At 49.8% G+C, this 15605-nt stretch carries 20 protein-coding genes; all 20 read left to right on the plus strand.

The window, feature by feature from the left end; all coding sequences use genetic code 11:
- The first annotated feature begins 88 nt into the window (after positions 1–88).
- The gene (locus AR333_RS10765; RefSeq protein WP_068775372.1) at positions 89–1345 is read left to right on the plus strand and encodes a Glu/Leu/Phe/Val dehydrogenase; all 1257 of its coding nucleotides are present in this window, start codon (positions 89–91) and stop codon (positions 1343–1345) included.
- A gap of 46 nt (positions 1346–1391) precedes the next feature.
- Positions 1392–2093: a glutamic-type intramembrane protease PrsW gene (gene prsW, locus AR333_RS10770; protein WP_068775373.1), complete on the plus strand. Its 702-nt coding sequence runs from the start codon at positions 1392–1394 to the stop codon at positions 2091–2093.
- 63 nt (positions 2094–2156) lie between these two features.
- Positions 2157–2312, plus strand: a complete 156-nt coding sequence (locus AR333_RS24945) for a hypothetical protein (protein WP_166541951.1) — start codon at positions 2157–2159, stop codon at positions 2310–2312.
- A gap of 98 nt (positions 2313–2410) precedes the next feature.
- Positions 2411–3775 (plus strand): germination protein YpeB, encoded by a 1365-nt coding sequence (ypeB, locus tag AR333_RS10775; protein WP_068775374.1) that lies wholly within the window; start codon positions 2411–2413, stop codon positions 3773–3775.
- A 186-nt stretch (positions 3776–3961) separates the two neighbouring features.
- The gene (locus AR333_RS10780; protein ID WP_068775375.1) at positions 3962–4621 is read left to right on the plus strand and encodes a flagellar brake protein; all 660 of its coding nucleotides are present in this window, start codon (positions 3962–3964) and stop codon (positions 4619–4621) included.
- 75 nt (positions 4622–4696) lie between these two features.
- Positions 4697–4939, plus strand: coding sequence for a hypothetical protein (locus tag AR333_RS10785; protein WP_068775376.1), 243 nt, complete (start codon positions 4697–4699; stop codon positions 4937–4939).
- A gap of 127 nt (positions 4940–5066) precedes the next feature.
- Positions 5067–5750, plus strand: coding sequence for a (d)CMP kinase (cmk, locus tag AR333_RS10790; RefSeq protein WP_068775377.1), 684 nt, complete (start codon positions 5067–5069; stop codon positions 5748–5750).
- A complete protein-coding gene (locus tag AR333_RS10795; protein ID WP_172798866.1) occupies positions 5750–6337 on the plus strand; it encodes a 1-acyl-sn-glycerol-3-phosphate acyltransferase in 588 nt (195 codons plus the stop codon). Before cmk ends, AR333_RS10795 begins: the two co-directional genes overlap by 1 nt.
- Before the next feature lie 104 nt (positions 6338–6441).
- Entirely contained in the window at positions 6442–7701 is a 1260-nt protein-coding gene (gene rpsA, locus AR333_RS10800; protein WP_068775379.1) for a 30S ribosomal protein S1, read from the plus strand.
- A gap of 25 nt (positions 7702–7726) precedes the next feature.
- Positions 7727–8776: a type 2 isopentenyl-diphosphate Delta-isomerase gene (gene fni, locus AR333_RS10805; RefSeq protein WP_068775380.1), complete on the plus strand. Its 1050-nt coding sequence runs from the start codon at positions 7727–7729 to the stop codon at positions 8774–8776.
- A 137-nt stretch (positions 8777–8913) separates the two neighbouring features.
- On the plus strand, positions 8914–9462 hold the full coding sequence (locus AR333_RS10810; RefSeq protein WP_253735807.1) for a hypothetical protein: 549 nt from the start codon (positions 8914–8916) through the stop codon (positions 9460–9462).
- Positions 9459–10367: a YIEGIA family protein gene (locus AR333_RS10815; RefSeq protein ID WP_068776067.1), complete on the plus strand. Its 909-nt coding sequence runs from the start codon at positions 9459–9461 to the stop codon at positions 10365–10367. The genes AR333_RS10810 and AR333_RS10815 overlap by 4 nt, the downstream gene beginning before the upstream one ends.
- Positions 10368–10370: 3 nt before the next feature.
- On the plus strand, positions 10371–10547 hold the full coding sequence (locus AR333_RS24950) for a hypothetical protein (RefSeq protein ID WP_172798838.1): 177 nt from the start codon (positions 10371–10373) through the stop codon (positions 10545–10547).
- Between the two features lie 125 nt (positions 10548–10672).
- On the plus strand, positions 10673–11995 hold the full coding sequence (der, locus tag AR333_RS10820) for a ribosome biogenesis GTPase Der (protein ID WP_068775381.1): 1323 nt from the start codon (positions 10673–10675) through the stop codon (positions 11993–11995).
- A gap of 12 nt (positions 11996–12007) precedes the next feature.
- Positions 12008–12604 (plus strand): glycerol-3-phosphate 1-O-acyltransferase PlsY, encoded by a 597-nt coding sequence (gene plsY / locus AR333_RS10825; RefSeq protein WP_068775382.1) that lies wholly within the window; start codon positions 12008–12010, stop codon positions 12602–12604.
- Positions 12605–12664: 60 nt separating this feature from the next.
- Positions 12665–13705: an NAD(P)H-dependent glycerol-3-phosphate dehydrogenase gene (locus AR333_RS10830; protein WP_068775383.1), complete on the plus strand. Its 1041-nt coding sequence runs from the start codon at positions 12665–12667 to the stop codon at positions 13703–13705.
- A gap of 94 nt (positions 13706–13799) precedes the next feature.
- Positions 13800–14072, plus strand: coding sequence for a stage VI sporulation protein F (locus AR333_RS10835; RefSeq protein ID WP_068775384.1), 273 nt, complete (start codon positions 13800–13802; stop codon positions 14070–14072).
- 139 nt (positions 14073–14211) lie between these two features.
- Positions 14212–14505: a 2Fe-2S iron-sulfur cluster-binding protein gene (locus AR333_RS10840; protein WP_068775385.1), complete on the plus strand. Its 294-nt coding sequence runs from the start codon at positions 14212–14214 to the stop codon at positions 14503–14505.
- Positions 14506–14515: 10 nt separating this feature from the next.
- Positions 14516–15184: a hypothetical protein gene (locus AR333_RS10845; protein ID WP_068775386.1), complete on the plus strand. Its 669-nt coding sequence runs from the start codon at positions 14516–14518 to the stop codon at positions 15182–15184.
- Positions 15185–15210: 26 nt separating this feature from the next.
- Positions 15211–15561: a 2Fe-2S iron-sulfur cluster-binding protein gene (locus tag AR333_RS10850; RefSeq protein ID WP_068775387.1), complete on the plus strand. Its 351-nt coding sequence runs from the start codon at positions 15211–15213 to the stop codon at positions 15559–15561.
- Positions 15562–15605: the final 44 nt, after the last annotated feature.

Below are 15605 nucleotides of genomic sequence, written 5' to 3' on the forward strand. Positions count from 1 at the left end.
CTGGTAAAGCATTCTCCAAAAACACCCGTTTTTGCAGGATGCTTTATTTTCATTGTGTCATAATACATAGATGAGAGGTGGTCACACCATGACTGACAAAAACATAGAAAATTTAAACGTGCTGGAATCGACTCAAATTATTATTGAACAAGCTTTGAAGAGACTCGGGTACTCGGATGAAATGTATGAATTGCTTAAAGAACCTTTGCGTGTCCTGACCGTTCGTATCCCTGTGCGCATGGACGACGGCAAGGTGAAGGTGTTTACAGGTTATCGTGCTCAGCATAACGATGCAGTCGGTCCAACAAAGGGAGGGGTCAGGTTTCATCCCGGCGTAACGGAAGATGAAGTCAAAGCGCTTTCAATCTGGATGAGCTTGAAGTGCGGTATTGTTGATCTGCCTTACGGCGGCGGCAAGGGAGGAATTATTTGCGACCCGCGCACGATGTCTTCCCGTGAACTGGAACTGCTCAGCCGCGGTTATGTCAGATCCATATCTCAACTTGTAGGGCCTACCAAGGACATTCCGGCACCGGATGTTATGACGAACTCGCAGATTATGGCTTGGATGCTCGATGAATACAGCCGGATTCGTGAATTTGATTCTCCGGGATTCATAACGGGCAAGCCGATTGTTCTGGGAGGTTCGCACGGCCGGGAGACCGCAACAGCCAAAGGTGTTACGATTATGATTAACAAAGCACTGGAGAAACGCGGCATTCCGCTTCAAGGCGCGCGGGTAATTGTCCAGGGTTTCGGCAACGCAGGTAGTTTCCTGTCGAAGTTTATGCATGAAGCCGGCGCCAAAGTAGTAGGGATTGCGGATGTGAACGGGGCTTTATACGATCCGGAAGGCCTGGACATCGAATATCTGCTCGACCGCCGTGATTCATTCGGAACCGTGACGAATCTGTTCTCCGATGTCATGCCGGCCCAAGATATTTTGGAACAAGAATGCGACATTCTAGTTCCGGCGGCTATCGAGAATCAGATCACTCGTGAGAATGCACACCGCATTAAAGCCAGCATTGTGGTCGAAGCGGCCAACGGCCCTACCACTCTGGAAGCAACCAAAATTTTGACGGAACGCGGCATTCTTATTGTACCGGACGTACTCGCAAGCGCGGGCGGAGTTGTAGTTTCGTATTTCGAGTGGGTACAGAACAACCAGGGATATTACTGGTCGGAGAGTGAAGTTCATGCCAAACTTCAAGAAGTCATGGAAAATGGCTTCGAAAATGTCTATAATATTCATAAGACACGTGGAATCGATATGCGACTTGCGGCCTATATGACCGGTGTTCGCAAAATGGCCGAAGCGGCCCGATTCCGCGGCTGGGTCTAAGTAACGGAACGTTATTCGTCTGCCGTAACAGAAAGGGGGAAAAGGGATGGACTTGTTTTCCGTGCTTATGGCGGCTGTTGCTCCCGGAATCTCCCTGCTTGCCTATTTTTATTTAAAAGACCGGTATGAAACAGAGCCGATTCATCTGGTCGGCAAATTGTTTCTTTTCGGTGTTCTGCTGGTCATCCCCGCTATGGTTATTCAGAGCGCTTTTATTGAAGAAATCGGCGGGGAGAACCAGTTTACATTCGCCTTTTTTATCTCAGGCGGTCTTGAAGAATTTCTGAAGTGGTTCGTGGTGTATCACCTGATTTACCGGCACTCCTCATTCGATGAGCCTTACGACGGTATTGTTTACGCGGTAGCGGTAAGCTTGGGTTTTGCCACGCTTGAGAATATTCTCTATGCACTTGTTAACGGCACGAGCATTTCCATGTTGATTATGCGTGCTCTGCTTCCTGTATCCGGTCATGCTTTATTCGGAGTTATGATGGGTTACTATCTGGGCAAAGCTAAATTTATGCGTGCTCATGAACGCAAATATTTGTTTGCTTCCATGCTGCTGCCGATTTTGTGGCACGGTTCCTTTGACTACATCCAGCTCGTTGCCCAAAGCAATTGGATCTGGTTTATGCTGCCATTTATGACGCTGCTGTGGATAAGGACCATTTGGAAAATAAACAGAGCGAATGAACATTCGCCGCTGGGCCGTATTATGCGCAGTGACGAAGAGTTTGAAGTCGGATAAATTTGCCCATACTGGTATAAGAACACTTATATATTTGCACTATGGGGTGCGGAGGGTGAACTTATGTCCGGGAACCGAATTAAAGTAACCATACGCTGCAGACAATGCGGGGAGCGATTTATCCTTAAGGGACGCCGGGATAACGGCAGAATCGAAACCGGATTTAAGCAGTGTATTTGTGACAATGACCATGACCTTGAAATGGAAACGCAAGAATGAAAAGACCTGCGCTTATGCGCAGGTCTTTTTTGCTGTATAAACTTCTTTTGGTAGGCAGACAATAACGGCAACATCGCCTAAGAAAGGAGTTTTTAAGCATGTACAGAAAACTTAGCATGGTACTCTTTCCTCTCAGCACTCTTGCTTTAGTCGGCACGGCAGTCTGGGGGTACAATCAGCAGCAGCAAAAAAATGAAGTAATGGTAAGAGGCGAGAATCAGTATCAGAGAGCTTTTCATGATTTGTCGTTTCATGTGGAAAAGCTACATACGGAGCTTGGCAATACTCTGGCCTTGAATTCGACATCAAGCGACAGTTACCGCAAAGGACTCGTGAACGTTTGGAGGCTGACCAGTGAGGCTCAAAGTGAGGTGAATCAACTGCCGCTCGCCCTGCTTCCATTTAACAAAACGGAGGAGTTTCTATCCAAGGTGGCGAAGTTCAGCTACCAGACATCTGTCCGTGATTTGACCCAGAAGCCGTTAACCGATGGAGAAGTAAAGACATTAAGCACGCTTTATCAGCACTCCAAGGACATCACGAAGGATTTGCGCGGGGTGCAGGATAAGGTTATCGCGAATAACTTGCGCTGGATGGATGTGCAGACGGCTCTTGGCCATAATACGGAGCCCAATGACAATACCATTATTGACGGCTTCAAGACAGTGGACAAAAAAGTCGGGGAGTATAACGATTTAAAAGAAGGTCCGTTTACTATGTCAACCCAGGCTAAATACAGTGCCAAGATGCTCGATGGGAATGATATTAGTGAGCAGGAAGTCCGTCAGAAGGCGGCAGCTTTTCTCGGAGTCAACAATCCGGCCGTATTCCAAGTCGTTAAGAACGGCAATGGCGGCAGTGAATATGAATCGTATACCTGTACGCTTCCCGGAGGGAAGAACGGGACAGATCTTTCTATGGACTTCACGAAAAAGGGCGGGCAGCTTATTTATTACTTGAACCCGCGGGATGTCAAATCAGCTAAATTAAACGTGGAACAATCCAGAGCAGCCGCTGAGCAGTTCCTGGAGCGTCATGGGTATAAAAATATGACGGCTGTCAGTTTTGACCGCCATCAGAATATATGCAACATGACGTTTGCCAGACAAGACCAAGACACGGTAGTGTACCCGGAAAAGCTTGTAGTTAACGTAGCGTTAGACGACGGACAAATCATCGGTTTACAGGGGACGGATTACGTATTCGCAAACAGGAAGCATCCGCTGCTGGGACAAGAACCTAAGATTTCGGTAGAAGAAGCAAGGAAACATCTGAGTCCTAAATTAAAAGTAACCCGTCAAACGAAAGCTCTGATTATGAATGATATGAACGAGGAAGTATTGTGCCATGAGTTCATCGGAACCATGAATGGGCAAATTTACCGGATTTATGTCAATGGCGATAACGGAGTGGAAGAAAAAGTCGAGACCATCCGCCAGGAAGATATTCAGGAAGCCAAATAGTGGGTCATGCAGCAATAAAATCAGATACCGGATAAGTTGGAGAAAGAGCGGTTTCAGGGATGCCTGGAATCGCTTTTTGTTCGTAATTTGATCTTCCTAAATAGAGGGGGCGTGCTATAATTAATGAAGAAGCAACCGGTGCATCAGCGCGCCGCGCAGGAATAGGAAGAGGGATGAGGCATAACTGTGGCTGAGCTAATGAAAGTGAACCAGCTTCTGCACCTGCAGGTCAATACGATTGACGAGGAAGAAGCCAAGCAGGAATACAAAGCAAGAATTTCGGATGTACGGGCCGATACGATTCTAATTGAAGTTCCGATGAATGAGCGTACCGGCAGGCTGAAGCGTCTCTACACGGGAGATGAATTGAATGCCTACTACGTTAGCGACGGGGGTGTCAAGAATTACTTCCAGTCTTCGGTAATCGGATTTCGCGAGCAGGGGATCAAGCTCGTAGCTATAGCTAAGCCGGATCCGGCATCAATCACCAAAATACAGCGGCGAAGTTTCTTGCGCATCCCGGCCGAGCTCGAGGTCTCGGTTACCTCCGCCGGTCATACTCCATTCATTGCTCTTACCGAGGACGTGGGCGGCGGCGGCGTGTCGTTTATTTGCGGCGGGGATGAGAAGGTCGAAGCATCCGATCACGTCAACTGCTGGCTGGTGGTGCCATACAAGAACGGGTCTATCGAACATCTTAATTTCAAAGCAGAAGCCGTCCGCATCAAGCCTCTCGAATCGGGCCGTAAAATCGTGATGCTGCAGTTCAGTGAAATCGCGGACCGCGATAGGCAGAAGCTTATCCAATACTGCTTTGAGAAGCAGTTCGATCTCCGGAAGAATTAATTCAGCGTCTTACATAATTTAACCGGTTTCGGGTAACACTGCATCCAGGACAAGCTGTTTGACAGGAGGATGCACGTGAGGAGCCGGAAATTTACACAACGTAAAGAGCCTTTAACTTATGATAGCTACGAGCAACTGTTTGTTGAATTTTCCGATCGGGTTGAAAGAATGCTGTTAAGATTGGTAGGTTGTGTCCTGGTTCTTCTGATCTTCAGCCAGCTGCTGCTGCAGGTCGCTCCCCTAAGAAGCATTATGACCAGAGTCGATCCCCTCGAAGGAGATCCTTATGTCCAGCATTCGCAGAAGCAGCAGCGCTAGGGCATGACAGCCGCTATGCGCCCGCTAGCGTTTTTGCATCTGCCTCCCGACTATGGTATAATTTACAACGTTAGCAGGCTATGCCTGCTTTTTTGTTCGTAAGGTTGTACTAGGAGGAGCCTTGGTTTTGACTAAATTTAATATCGCAATCGATGGACCTGCCGGTGCAGGCAAAAGTACCGTCGCACGTATGGTAGCGGGCGAACTTGGCTTTATTTATGTGGACACGGGAGCCATGTATCGTGCGGTGACCTGGAAAGCCCTCCAAGACGGCATTGATCCTGGAGATGCCCCCGGTGTATCCCGGGCAGCTTCGGCTATGCAGATCAGCCTGGTACCCGGCAAGGACGGCCAGCAGGTATTTGTGAACGGTCAGGATGTATCTGTCCCGATCCGCAGCAAGACCGTAACCGATCATGTCTCGCAAATTGCAGCAATCCCTGAGGTTAGAGAGCTGCTTGTGAACTTACAAAAGCAAATGGCCGCATCCAAGGGTGTCGTTATGGATGGCCGCGATATCGGCACGCATGTACTTCCTGATGCGGAGGTCAAAGTATATTTGACTGCAAGTGTGCGTAAGCGGGCCGAAAGAAGATTTGAAGAGGTCCGAGGCGCAGGTGCGGTGACGACCCTTGATGATATGGAAAGGGATATCGCCCGCCGGGACAGGCTGGATGAAGGCAGAGAGGCTTCCCCTTTAGTTCAGGCTAAAGACGCCGTCCTGCTGGACAGCACGAATATGACCGTACCCGAGGTAGTCGAGTACATTCTTCAGTTAGGCCGATCGAGAACAGGCGGTGAGAACCAATGATGTTTTACCGGTTCGCGCGGGGACTTTGCAATATTTTCTATGCCTTATTCTTCAGGCTTCGCGTAATTGGAAGAGAGAACATCCCCGAAGAAGGGGGGGTGCTGCTGTGTTCGAATCACATCAGCAATTTTGACCCTCCGACTGTGGGCATCCGCCTTAAGCGCCAGGTACACTTTATGGCAAAAGCGGAGTTGTTTCAAATTCCGGTTCTTGGTCCAATAATTAATAAACTGGGCGCTTTTCCGGTCAAACGTGGAGGCGTCAGCAAAGAATCGATCAAGGGTGCAATTTCCCTTCTTCGGGACGGTCATGTGCTCGGGATTTTTCCGGAAGGAACGCGCAACAATCCAGGCGGTATCGGCAAGAAAGGCGCGGCAATGTTCGCGCTGAAATCTGGTGCAGCCGTTATTCCGGCTGCTATCATAGGCGATTACCGGCTATTCCGCCGGATGACGGTCGTCTACGGTAAGCCTGTTGATTTAACATCCTTCACCGAATCAGGTTCACCTGATCTGGAACAGGTCACCGAGCACATTATGCAAGCTATTCAGGCCTTAGCCGACGAATATCGGAACAAGGTCGCTTAATTTTTGAAAACGAACCCGGTTGTGTAGCCCCTTCACTCTCTAAACAGTGAAGCCGCTTATACAAATTAACCGATGGTGTGTTTATTTTGAGGAGGCGTATCCCTATGTCAGAAGAAATCAAAAACAATGAAAACCAAGCGAATGAAAACCAAGCTGAGCAAGAAGCTCAAGAATTAATGAGCCAAGCTGCTGCAGTCAAAAAAGGCGATATCGTAAAAGGTAAAATCATCAAAGTTGAGCAGGATCAAGCTATTGTCGATATCGGTTATAAGTACGACGGAACGATTTCTCTCCGTGAACTTTCTTCCGTTCAAATCGAGAATGCGGATCAAGCGGTTCAAGAAGGTCAGGAAGTAGAACTTAAAGTCGTGACAATCGATGATAACAAAGAGAAGCTTGTTCTTTCGAAGCGTTCTATCGATAGTGAAAAATCATGGGAAACTCTTCAGCAGAAGCTTGACGAGAAAGTAATTCTCGAAGCTACCGTTGCTGAAGTTGTAAAAGGCGGCCTTGTCGTTGACGTAGGCGTACGCGGTTTCGTACCTGCTTCCATGGTTGAACGCTCTTTCGTAGAAGATTTCAGCGATTACAAGGGCCGTACTCTTCGTCTGAGAGTCAAAGAAATCGACCGTGAGAAGAATAAAGTGATTCTGTCCCAAAAAGACGTGCTGGATGAAGAATTCGAAGTACAGAAGAAAGAAATCATCGGCAAAATCGAGGTTGGCCAAACTTACGAAGGTACGGTACAACGCCTGACTCAGTTCGGCGCATTCGTAGACATCGGCGGAATCGACGGTCTGGTTCACATTTCCGAAATGGCTTGGCACCATGTTGAGCATCCGTCCGAGATCGTTAAAGAAGGCGACAAAGTAAGCGTACAAGTACTGAAAGTTGATCCGGAGAAAGATAAGGTCAGCCTGAGCCTGAAAGCGACTCAAGAAGGTCCATGGGAGAAAGCTGAGAAAACTTTCACAACGGGTGAAATCATCACAGGTACAGTAAAACGCCTGGCCGGTTTCGGTGCGTTCGTTGAAATTGCTCCAGGTGTTGAAGGTCTGGTTCATATTTCTCAAATCGCTCACCGCCACATCGCGACTCCGCAGGAAGTTCTGAAAGAAGGCCAGGAAGTGAAAGTGAAAGTCCTGGACGTGAACGCAGCTGAGAAGCGTGTAAGCCTGAGCATTAAAGAAACGGAAGAAGCGCCTGCGCAAACAGCTTCCACTTCATATTCTTCCAGACCGGAGAAATCCTCCAACCACCAGAAAGAACTGGCTGGCAACGAGAATGTATCCCTGAGCAATCAAGGTCTGTCCATGACGCTCGGAGAGCGTTTCGGAGATAAGCTGTCCAAATTCAAAAAATAAGATGGATTGAACAGGAGGAAGCTCAATGCGCTCATCGCGCAAAATGGATCATGTGCACTATGCGCTCCAGACCGGGCAGTCCGGTAATCAAGGACTGTCCGATGTAAAGCTGGTGCCCAATTGCCTTCCGGATGCTTCCACTGAGTCAGTCGCACTATATACGACAATCGGCGAACTCAAATTGAGTTCGCCGATTGTCGTTAATGCGATGACCGGGGGAGCAGACGAAACGGAGGCAATTAACCGGGAATTGGCCGTTGCGGCGAGAGAGTGCGGGTTAGCCATGGCAGTAGGCTCGCAGATGTCTGCGATCCGTGATCCGCGTAACGAATCCAGTTACAAAGTGGTACGCCAGATGAATCCCGGCGGACTGGTATTCGCCAATCTAGGCAGCGAGGCGAATGTGGAGCAAGCAGAGCGTGCGGTTAATATGCTCCAGGCAGATGCCTTTCAGATCCATCTGAATGTCATGCAGGAGCTGATTATGCCGGAAGGGGACAGGAACTTCCATGGCATGCTCGGAAGGATACAGCGCATTGTAGAAGCCCTGCAAGTGCCTGTGATTGTCAAAGAGGTCGGTTTTGGAATTCCGCGCGAGAATGCAGCGGCACTCCGGGAGGCCGGCGTTCAAATACTGGATGTAGGCGGTTCGGGCGGAACCAATTTTGCCGCAATTGAGAATGCCCGGCGCCAAGTTCCTCTTTCCTGGTTGAACGAGTGGGGGATGCCGACCGGTATAACCTTGCTGGAAGCGCTGCAAGTCTTCCCCAAGGGCAGCGTTATGGCTACGGGGGGAATCCGCACCAGCGAGGATATTGTAAAGGCCCTTGTACTAGGGGCATCTGCGGCGGGGATAGCAGGATTGCTGCTTAAAGTGCTTCAGGAAGAAGGAACGGCCGCTTTGATTGAGCGGATCGACGAACTGCATGAAGGAGTCCGTCTGATGATGACGGCACTTGGAGCGAACCGGATAGAAGAATTATGGAAGCGTCCCGTTGTCATTACCGGCAGCATGGCGCAGTGGTGCGGGGCAAGAGGGATCGACCTAACTGAATATGGGACTGGACGCAAGTAGAGTAAAAACGGGCTATTTTGTCATACTAGGAGTAAAGAGACAGATCTTAGGTGAACAAAATGAATCCAGGCTATCTTGCTTCCGTGCTTTTCTTCATCCTGCTTATTTTTTTCTTGAGCGGTTGGAGGGAAATCTTAATGAGAAGTATATCCAGGCGTGACATACTTCTTTTTTTTATGTGCTGGCTCCCGGCATTGTTCCTCAATGTCACAGCTCCGAGTTTCATCTTGAACGGGGCCGTTGTTGTTACTTTCCTTGCCGCCATGCTCGTATGTTTCCGTAGCCGTCACGTCTCCCATGCCGCCAATCTGCTATCCATGGGACTGCTGCTGTCTGCGATCTATTACCTCCTGCTTGAGCTGTACAGCGTAGATCCTATTATGGTGGTCACGAGGCCGGATTGGGATATAGCTGTGATCCTGGCGGTTCTTGTCGTCGGCATGCAGCGAGGAGCGGCTGATCAATTTGCTTGTTTGACCATCGGAGTCGTACTGGGAGAGCTAAGCTACTTGTATTTGAACCGGGAGTTGATGCCAGTCGTACTGGGGACACCCTCCCTGCTGGATAAATGGCTCCTCGCATTCATTCTGGCAAGGTTAATGACGGCGTCGGCAGAAGGAATCTGGGCGGGTTTCAAGGCATCGACCCGGACTTGGAGTGATCGAAAGCGAGGATGGAGAAAATGATTGCCCTGTTTATATCACAAAAAGAAACCGTCGCTATCGTCATGGGTTTGTTCTTCGGGATCGCCGCCCGTGTCTACCTGCTGCGGACAGACTATCGCCAATATCCGACCTATCCTCATGGTAAAATTATTCACATGTCGCTTGGTGTCATCGCCGCCGGCCTCGGTGCGGTTGCCGTACCGGCTTTATTCGACAAAAACTATACGGCCGTAACGTTCCTGACGGTGGCTGCCCAGCAGTTCCGAGATGTACGCAATATGGAGAGGCAGAGCCTGACTCAGGTAGACCAGATGGAGCTTGTGCGCAGGGGAGCATCTTATATTGAAGGGATCGCTATGGTATTCGAAGGGCGCAACTATCTGGTTATCTTTACTTCCATGATGGCTTCCCTATTCAGTTTGTTATTCGCCTGGTACTGGGGAGCTGCAGCCGGTCTCGCAGCATTGCTTATTTCCGTATTTTTTATGACCGGTAAAAGCATGAATCAGATTGTAGATATCCAGACAACGGATGTACGGCTTGAAGGACCGAATCTGTATGTCGGCAGTATCTACATAATGAACGTCGGCCTGGAGAGTGACAGAGAGCTGATCGCCAAGCAGGCGATAGGTCTTCTGGCTGTTCCCAAGGGACCAGATGCCCGCGTCACGATCGCAAATCTGGGCCAGCGTCAGGCTATTCTTCATGACCTGTCTACCGTATTAGGCGTTTACAGAGACAGCGGTGAACCGGCTCTCATGCCTATGGCAAAATTAGATTTGAACAGCGGCACTCTGGGAATTCTCGTACTCCCGCAAATCAAGGATGCTGCCAAAGCAGTAGCAGCCCTGCAGCGGGTTCCCGTTCTTGAATCCGCTGTCCGGATGCCTACGGAATCCGCCGCCGGACCGCATAAGGAGGCATAAGAAGTGGCGACAATTAAAGCGATTGCTGTACTAAATGGGAAAAAAGTAGACGGCGGCGCTCCTATTTTTATCGCGGAGAATGAAGATGAACTTCAGCAGCTTGCTTTTGACCTCGAAAAAATATTAGATGCAAATGCCCATGACCTAAAAAATGGAACAATCATCATTGTAGAACACTAATTAAGGGGCATTACAGGCGGGTAACACCATTTTAATAGCCAAGAAGACTCTTTTTTGCTATGATGAAGAATGTGAAATTTCCAATAATGAGAATTTGAGTGACCAATCAGTAAGGAGTGAACCGAATGGCAAGACCCATTCTAGCGATTGTCGGGCGTCCGAATGTCGGGAAATCGACTATATTTAACCGGATAATCGGCGATCGGCTGGCCATTGTTGAAGATAAACCGGGAATAACCCGAGACAGATTGTATGGTATTGGCGAGTGGCTGAACCGTGAATTCAGTGTCATTGATACCGGCGGTATTGAAATTGAAGGCGAAGATCAGATTCTGAAATCCGTCCGGATGCAGGCGGAACTCGCCATTGAAGAAGCGGATGTTATTGTTTTTATGGTGGATGCCAAAGCGGGTGTGACAGGGGCCGATCAGGAAGTGGCCCAAATGCTGTTCCGTTCGCGTAAACCTGTCGTTCTGGCTGTAAACAAAGTGGATAACATTCAGCGCCAGGATGACATTTATGAATTTTACAGCTTAGGATTTGGCGATCCGATCGGTATTTCCGGGGCGCATGGTATCGGAATTGGCGATATGCTTGAAGCCGCTTCCGAACATTTTCCGGAAGAAAATGACGAAGAGTATGGGGACGAAGTTATCAAGGTTGCTCTTATCGGACGTCCGAACGTCGGTAAATCATCCCTTGTGAACGCTATTCTCGGAGAAGACCGCGTTATCGTGAGTGATCAGGCGGGTACGACCCGTGACGCGATCGACACCCCTTTTGAAAGAGACGATCAGAAATACGTGATCATCGATACGGCTGGGATGCGGAAGCGGGGCAAAGTGTACGAGAATACAGAGAAATACAGTGTCATGCGCGCTATGAAGGCTATTGAACGTGCAGATGTGGTACTCGTTGTCATTAACGGCGAGGAAGGCATTATCGAGCAGGACAAACATATTGCCGGTTATGCGCATGAAGCAGGGAAGGCAGCGATTTTCGTTGTGAACAAATGGGATGTTGTCGAGAAAGACGACAAGACAATGCATCAGTTTACACAAAAAATCCGTGACCATTTCTTGTTCATGACCTACGCACCCGTACTCTATGTATCTGCCCGTACTACAGCGCGCGTGCAGAAATTAATGCCGGTTGTGAACCAGGTCGCTGAGCAGCATACCATGCGGGTTCAGACCCACGTTCTTAATGATGTCGTTTCGGATGCGGTTATGTTTAATCCTCCGCCGACGGATAAAGGCAAGCGGCTGCGAATTAACTACGCTACGCAAGTGTCTGTTAAGCCGCCGACCTTTGTGTTCTTTGTGAATGAACCGGATATGATGCATTTCTCGTATGAACGGTACCTGGAGAACAAAATCCGAGCTGCTTTCGGATTTGAGGGGACACCGATCCGGTTGTTTACACGCAGAAAATCTGACGACGAATAGGGGAGAAGTCGTTTGATCTACATAATTCCTGTAGTGGCAGCTTACTTAATAGGATCGCTTAGTTTCAGCTTTATAATCGGCAGACTGGTCAAAGGAATTGACATCCGCAAGCATGGGAGCGGGAACGCAGGAGCTACGAATACGCTCCGCGTACTCGGTAAGGGTCCCGCTATTCTCGTGCTTGCTCTCGATGTTGTCAAGGCCATCCTGGCTGTCTGGATCGGCAAGTGGCTGGCTCCCGACGATGTCTGGGTTCATGTAGCCTGCGGTCTTGCCGTTATAATTGGACATAACTGGCCGGTTTTCTTCGGCTTCCGCGGTGGTAAGGGTGTTGCCACGGCTATTGGTGTAACGGCTACTCTCTGCTTTCTGCCTGCGCTTTTTGCCGGAATTATCGCAATAGGATCCATTGTTATTACCCGGTATGTTTCACTCGGTTCGCTTCTGTTCACCGCACTTTTACCATTCTTTGTATGGGGGATGAGCCGGCCGGTTGAAATTTTATGGGGCGTCATTATTATCGGCTTGTTTACTTTTATTCGTCACCGGACCAACATCAGCAAGCTGGTTCAAGGCAGAGAGAGTAAGATCGGTTCCAAGAACTTGTAGCTTTTGATTACAATGGAGCATCAGGGCTGTGCTTGACCATCATGAGAAGGGGGACTCGCCATGACTAAACAAGTATCTGTGCTGGTTGCGGGGAGCTGGGGGACTGCTATTGCCTCTGTGCTTGCGGACAACGAGCTTGATGTAACGCTGTGGACAAGAAATTTACAGCAAGCCGAAGAAATTAACGAGCTTCATACGAACAGCCGGTATTTAAAAGACATCCAGCTGTCTCCCCGGATTCGGGCGACAACGTCGATTCGCGAAGCAGTGGAGAATAAGGATGCGGTAATATTCGTTGTTCCCTCTGCCGGTATGCGAGAAGTGGCTGCTCAAGCCAGACCTTTCATTTCTCCTGATACCCTGATTATTCATGCTACGAAGGGGTTTGAAGCGCTGACATTGAAAAGGATGACAACCGTTCTGGCTGAGGAGCTTCCTCATTGTGATCCGGGGCGCTTTGTCGTTCTGTCCGGTCCCAGTCATGCGGAAGAGGTCATCCGTGAGTGTCCCACGACAATCGTGGTCGCGTCTCCGACCGCCGAAGCGGCTGATCAGGCTCAAGATTTATTAATCAGCAATTACTTCCGGGTCTATACCAATCCGGATGTAACGGGTGTCGAAGTCGGCGGTGCGCTCAAGAACATTATCGCGCTGGGAGCCGGATTATCCGATGGTCTGAAATTCGGCGATAATGCGAAAGCTGCTCTCCTCACCCGCGGACTGGCTGAAATTGCCCGGCTCGGCGTCGAGATGGGAGCGAATCCCATGACTTTCGCGGGTCTTGCCGGGATTGGCGATCTGGTGGTGACTTGCACAAGCACACACAGCAGGAACTGGAAAGCGGGCTATATGCTCGGACAAGGTGAGCCGCTGGATACTGTGCTGGAGAAGATGGGGATGGTCGTGGAAGGGGTCAAAACGACTAAATCGGCTTTTGCGCTCGCCCAGGAATATGGCGTGACGATGCCGATCACTTCTGAACTTCATCAGGTGTTATTCGAAGGCAAAGAGCCTCGTGCGGCTGTGGAAGATCTCATGGGCCGGGGCCGTACGCATGAGATCGAGGAGATAGCCAATCAGAATAATAAATGGATTCTCTAGCCTACACCAATCCTGCCGAGCCTTCATACAATACCATAGGTTTAACGCCCGGTTACTTAGGCGTACCCGATGGAACATGTAAGGAGGCGGCAGTGTGCCCAAGAATCCTAAAGATATTCTTAATGTCGTTAAGAAAAAAACGGGTAAAAGCGTAACGGAAAAAGATATTCAGAAACTTGCCAGTGGTGTGAAACCGTCCACTGTTCAGGATGAAGCGCAGCTGCGCCAGCTGATCAAGCAGGTATCCCAGCTCGTCGGCATCGATGTGCCCGAACAGACGGTGAAGGAAATTATTCATGCCGTCAAAAGCAGCAAGCTGGACGGGAATAACATGCAGCAGCTCATGAGTCTGATCATGAAGCAGTAAGAGATCATTCCGGGACCGCAGGAGTAGCCATGTGCACTCCGCGGTCTTTTTCTATGTGTCTCCCAAAGCTGCCGGCTAAATGCTATAATCATCATAAAAAGATTTGCATCTTTGTGGATACCAAGGAGGAACATGCAGCATGATTACACTACGCACACGTAATGGGGATAAGACGGTAGAGCCTGAGGCCGGTTTAAACATTCTGGAACTGGCTTTGAAAAATAAAGTGGAGTGGGGATTCTCCTGCACCCGCGGAACTTGCGCACGCTGCCGCTGCTTCGTCAAAGAAGGCATGGAACTGCTGGAACCGCCCACAGAGGCGGAGCTTAACCGGCTGGAGCCCGAAGAAATCGAACTCGGTTACCGCTTGGGCTGTCAGGCCGTTATCCGCACGACCGGCACGGCTTCCGTGACCCACAAGCCATACTTCTAGGAGGAAGCCGATGAAACAGATGTCGCGGATGGGGCTGGAATCTGAAGAGTGCGTTACGAATCCTGCGGATTCCGGACTATTTCCCGCTCTGACGGTAGCTGTAAGCAGGATAACGGAGTTGCTGAGCCCAACAGGCACAGCGTGGCTTCTAGGAGGAAGCTGCGGCCTTGCCCTGCAAGGGGTCGAAATCGGAGCGCAGCCAAGGGATCTGGATGTGTATGTGGATGCTCCTGAGGCTGAGATTGCCGCACGCTCACTGGCAGAATATGCTGTGGACGAGCAGGAGCTTAATTGTACGGACATGTACACATCCATTCTCAGCCATTACGAGTTAGACGGGGTTCAGGTTGAACTCGTGGGAGGATTTCAAGTGCGAACTTCTGGTTCGCAATATGCGGTGGAAGCCTCCTATCTTCGCAGGACACATCCGGAGATCAGGACGATTAGTGGCGGAACACTGGCTTTAATGCCGCTTGCTCACGAACTTCTGTTTAATATCCTGCGCGGCCGCCCGGACCGCTACGAGGCCATTGCGGAGGTCATGAACAGGGACATTGCCTGCCACCTGCCCGTTCTTCAGGATATAATCGCCAGACACACATGGAGCGAGGAGACGTCTCAGCAAATAGCTAAGCTTATGCCTGACTGCTTGATTATAAAGGATAGAGAAGACACGTGAACGCTAATACAAAGGATGTGTGCCGGATGAATCAGCGTACCATCAAAGTGACTTTTATGCCGGATAACCGGACCGTGTCTGTCCGTCCGAAGCTGACACTGCTGGATGCGGGCCGGCAGGCTGGCGCAGGAATCCGGACCCGTTGCGGAGGCCGGGCTGGCTGCCTCATGTGTAAAGTGCATGTAGAAGATCAGAGCGGGTTAACTGCGCCTGCCAAGAACGAATGTCTGAAGCTTGGGGATCTGATACAATCCGGCACCCGTCTGGCGTGCCAAGCCCGGCTCACCGGGGATACGACCGTCCAGGTTCCCGAGGACCCGCTCAAAGCGGCTGTTCGTGCGCAGCTGGCCAGGCAAAAAGAAGAAGATAATTGGTGATAAATAATGGGAACCTAGATGGTACCAACTGGAATAAATGAAAA

This window comes from Paenibacillus sp. FJAT-26967 (genome assembly GCF_001541095.1).
Lineage (GTDB): Bacteria > Bacillota > Bacilli > Paenibacillales > NBRC-103111 > Paenibacillus_F.

Coding starts and splice junctions, on each gene's coding strand:
- AR333_RS10840 (WP_068775385.1), top strand. CDS start 14,212: ATGATTACACTACGCACACGTAATGGGGATAAGACGGTAGAGCCTGAG.
- der (WP_068775381.1), top strand. CDS start 10,673: ATGGCAAGACCCATTCTAGCGATTGTCGGGCGTCCGAATGTCGGGAAA.
- AR333_RS10765 (WP_068775372.1), top strand. CDS start 89: ATGACTGACAAAAACATAGAAAATTTAAACGTGCTGGAATCGACTCAA.
- AR333_RS10830 (WP_068775383.1), top strand. CDS start 12,665: ATGACTAAACAAGTATCTGTGCTGGTTGCGGGGAGCTGGGGGACTGCT.
- AR333_RS10845 (WP_068775386.1), top strand. CDS start 14,516: ATGAAACAGATGTCGCGGATGGGGCTGGAATCTGAAGAGTGCGTTACG.
- AR333_RS10795 (WP_172798866.1), top strand. CDS start 5,750: ATGTTTTACCGGTTCGCGCGGGGACTTTGCAATATTTTCTATGCCTTA.
- rpsA (WP_068775379.1), top strand. CDS start 6,442: ATGTCAGAAGAAATCAAAAACAATGAAAACCAAGCGAATGAAAACCAA.
- ypeB (WP_068775374.1), top strand. CDS start 2,411: ATGTACAGAAAACTTAGCATGGTACTCTTTCCTCTCAGCACTCTTGCT.
- AR333_RS10850 (WP_068775387.1), top strand. CDS start 15,211: ATGAATCAGCGTACCATCAAAGTGACTTTTATGCCGGATAACCGGACC.
- fni (WP_068775380.1), top strand. CDS start 7,727: ATGCGCTCATCGCGCAAAATGGATCATGTGCACTATGCGCTCCAGACC.
- AR333_RS10815 (WP_068776067.1), top strand. CDS start 9,459: ATGATTGCCCTGTTTATATCACAAAAAGAAACCGTCGCTATCGTCATG.
- AR333_RS10810 (WP_253735807.1), top strand. CDS start 8,914: ATGAGAAGTATATCCAGGCGTGACATACTTCTTTTTTTTATGTGCTGG.
- prsW (WP_068775373.1), top strand. CDS start 1,392: ATGGACTTGTTTTCCGTGCTTATGGCGGCTGTTGCTCCCGGAATCTCC.
- AR333_RS24945 (WP_166541951.1), top strand. CDS start 2,157: ATGTCCGGGAACCGAATTAAAGTAACCATACGCTGCAGACAATGCGGG.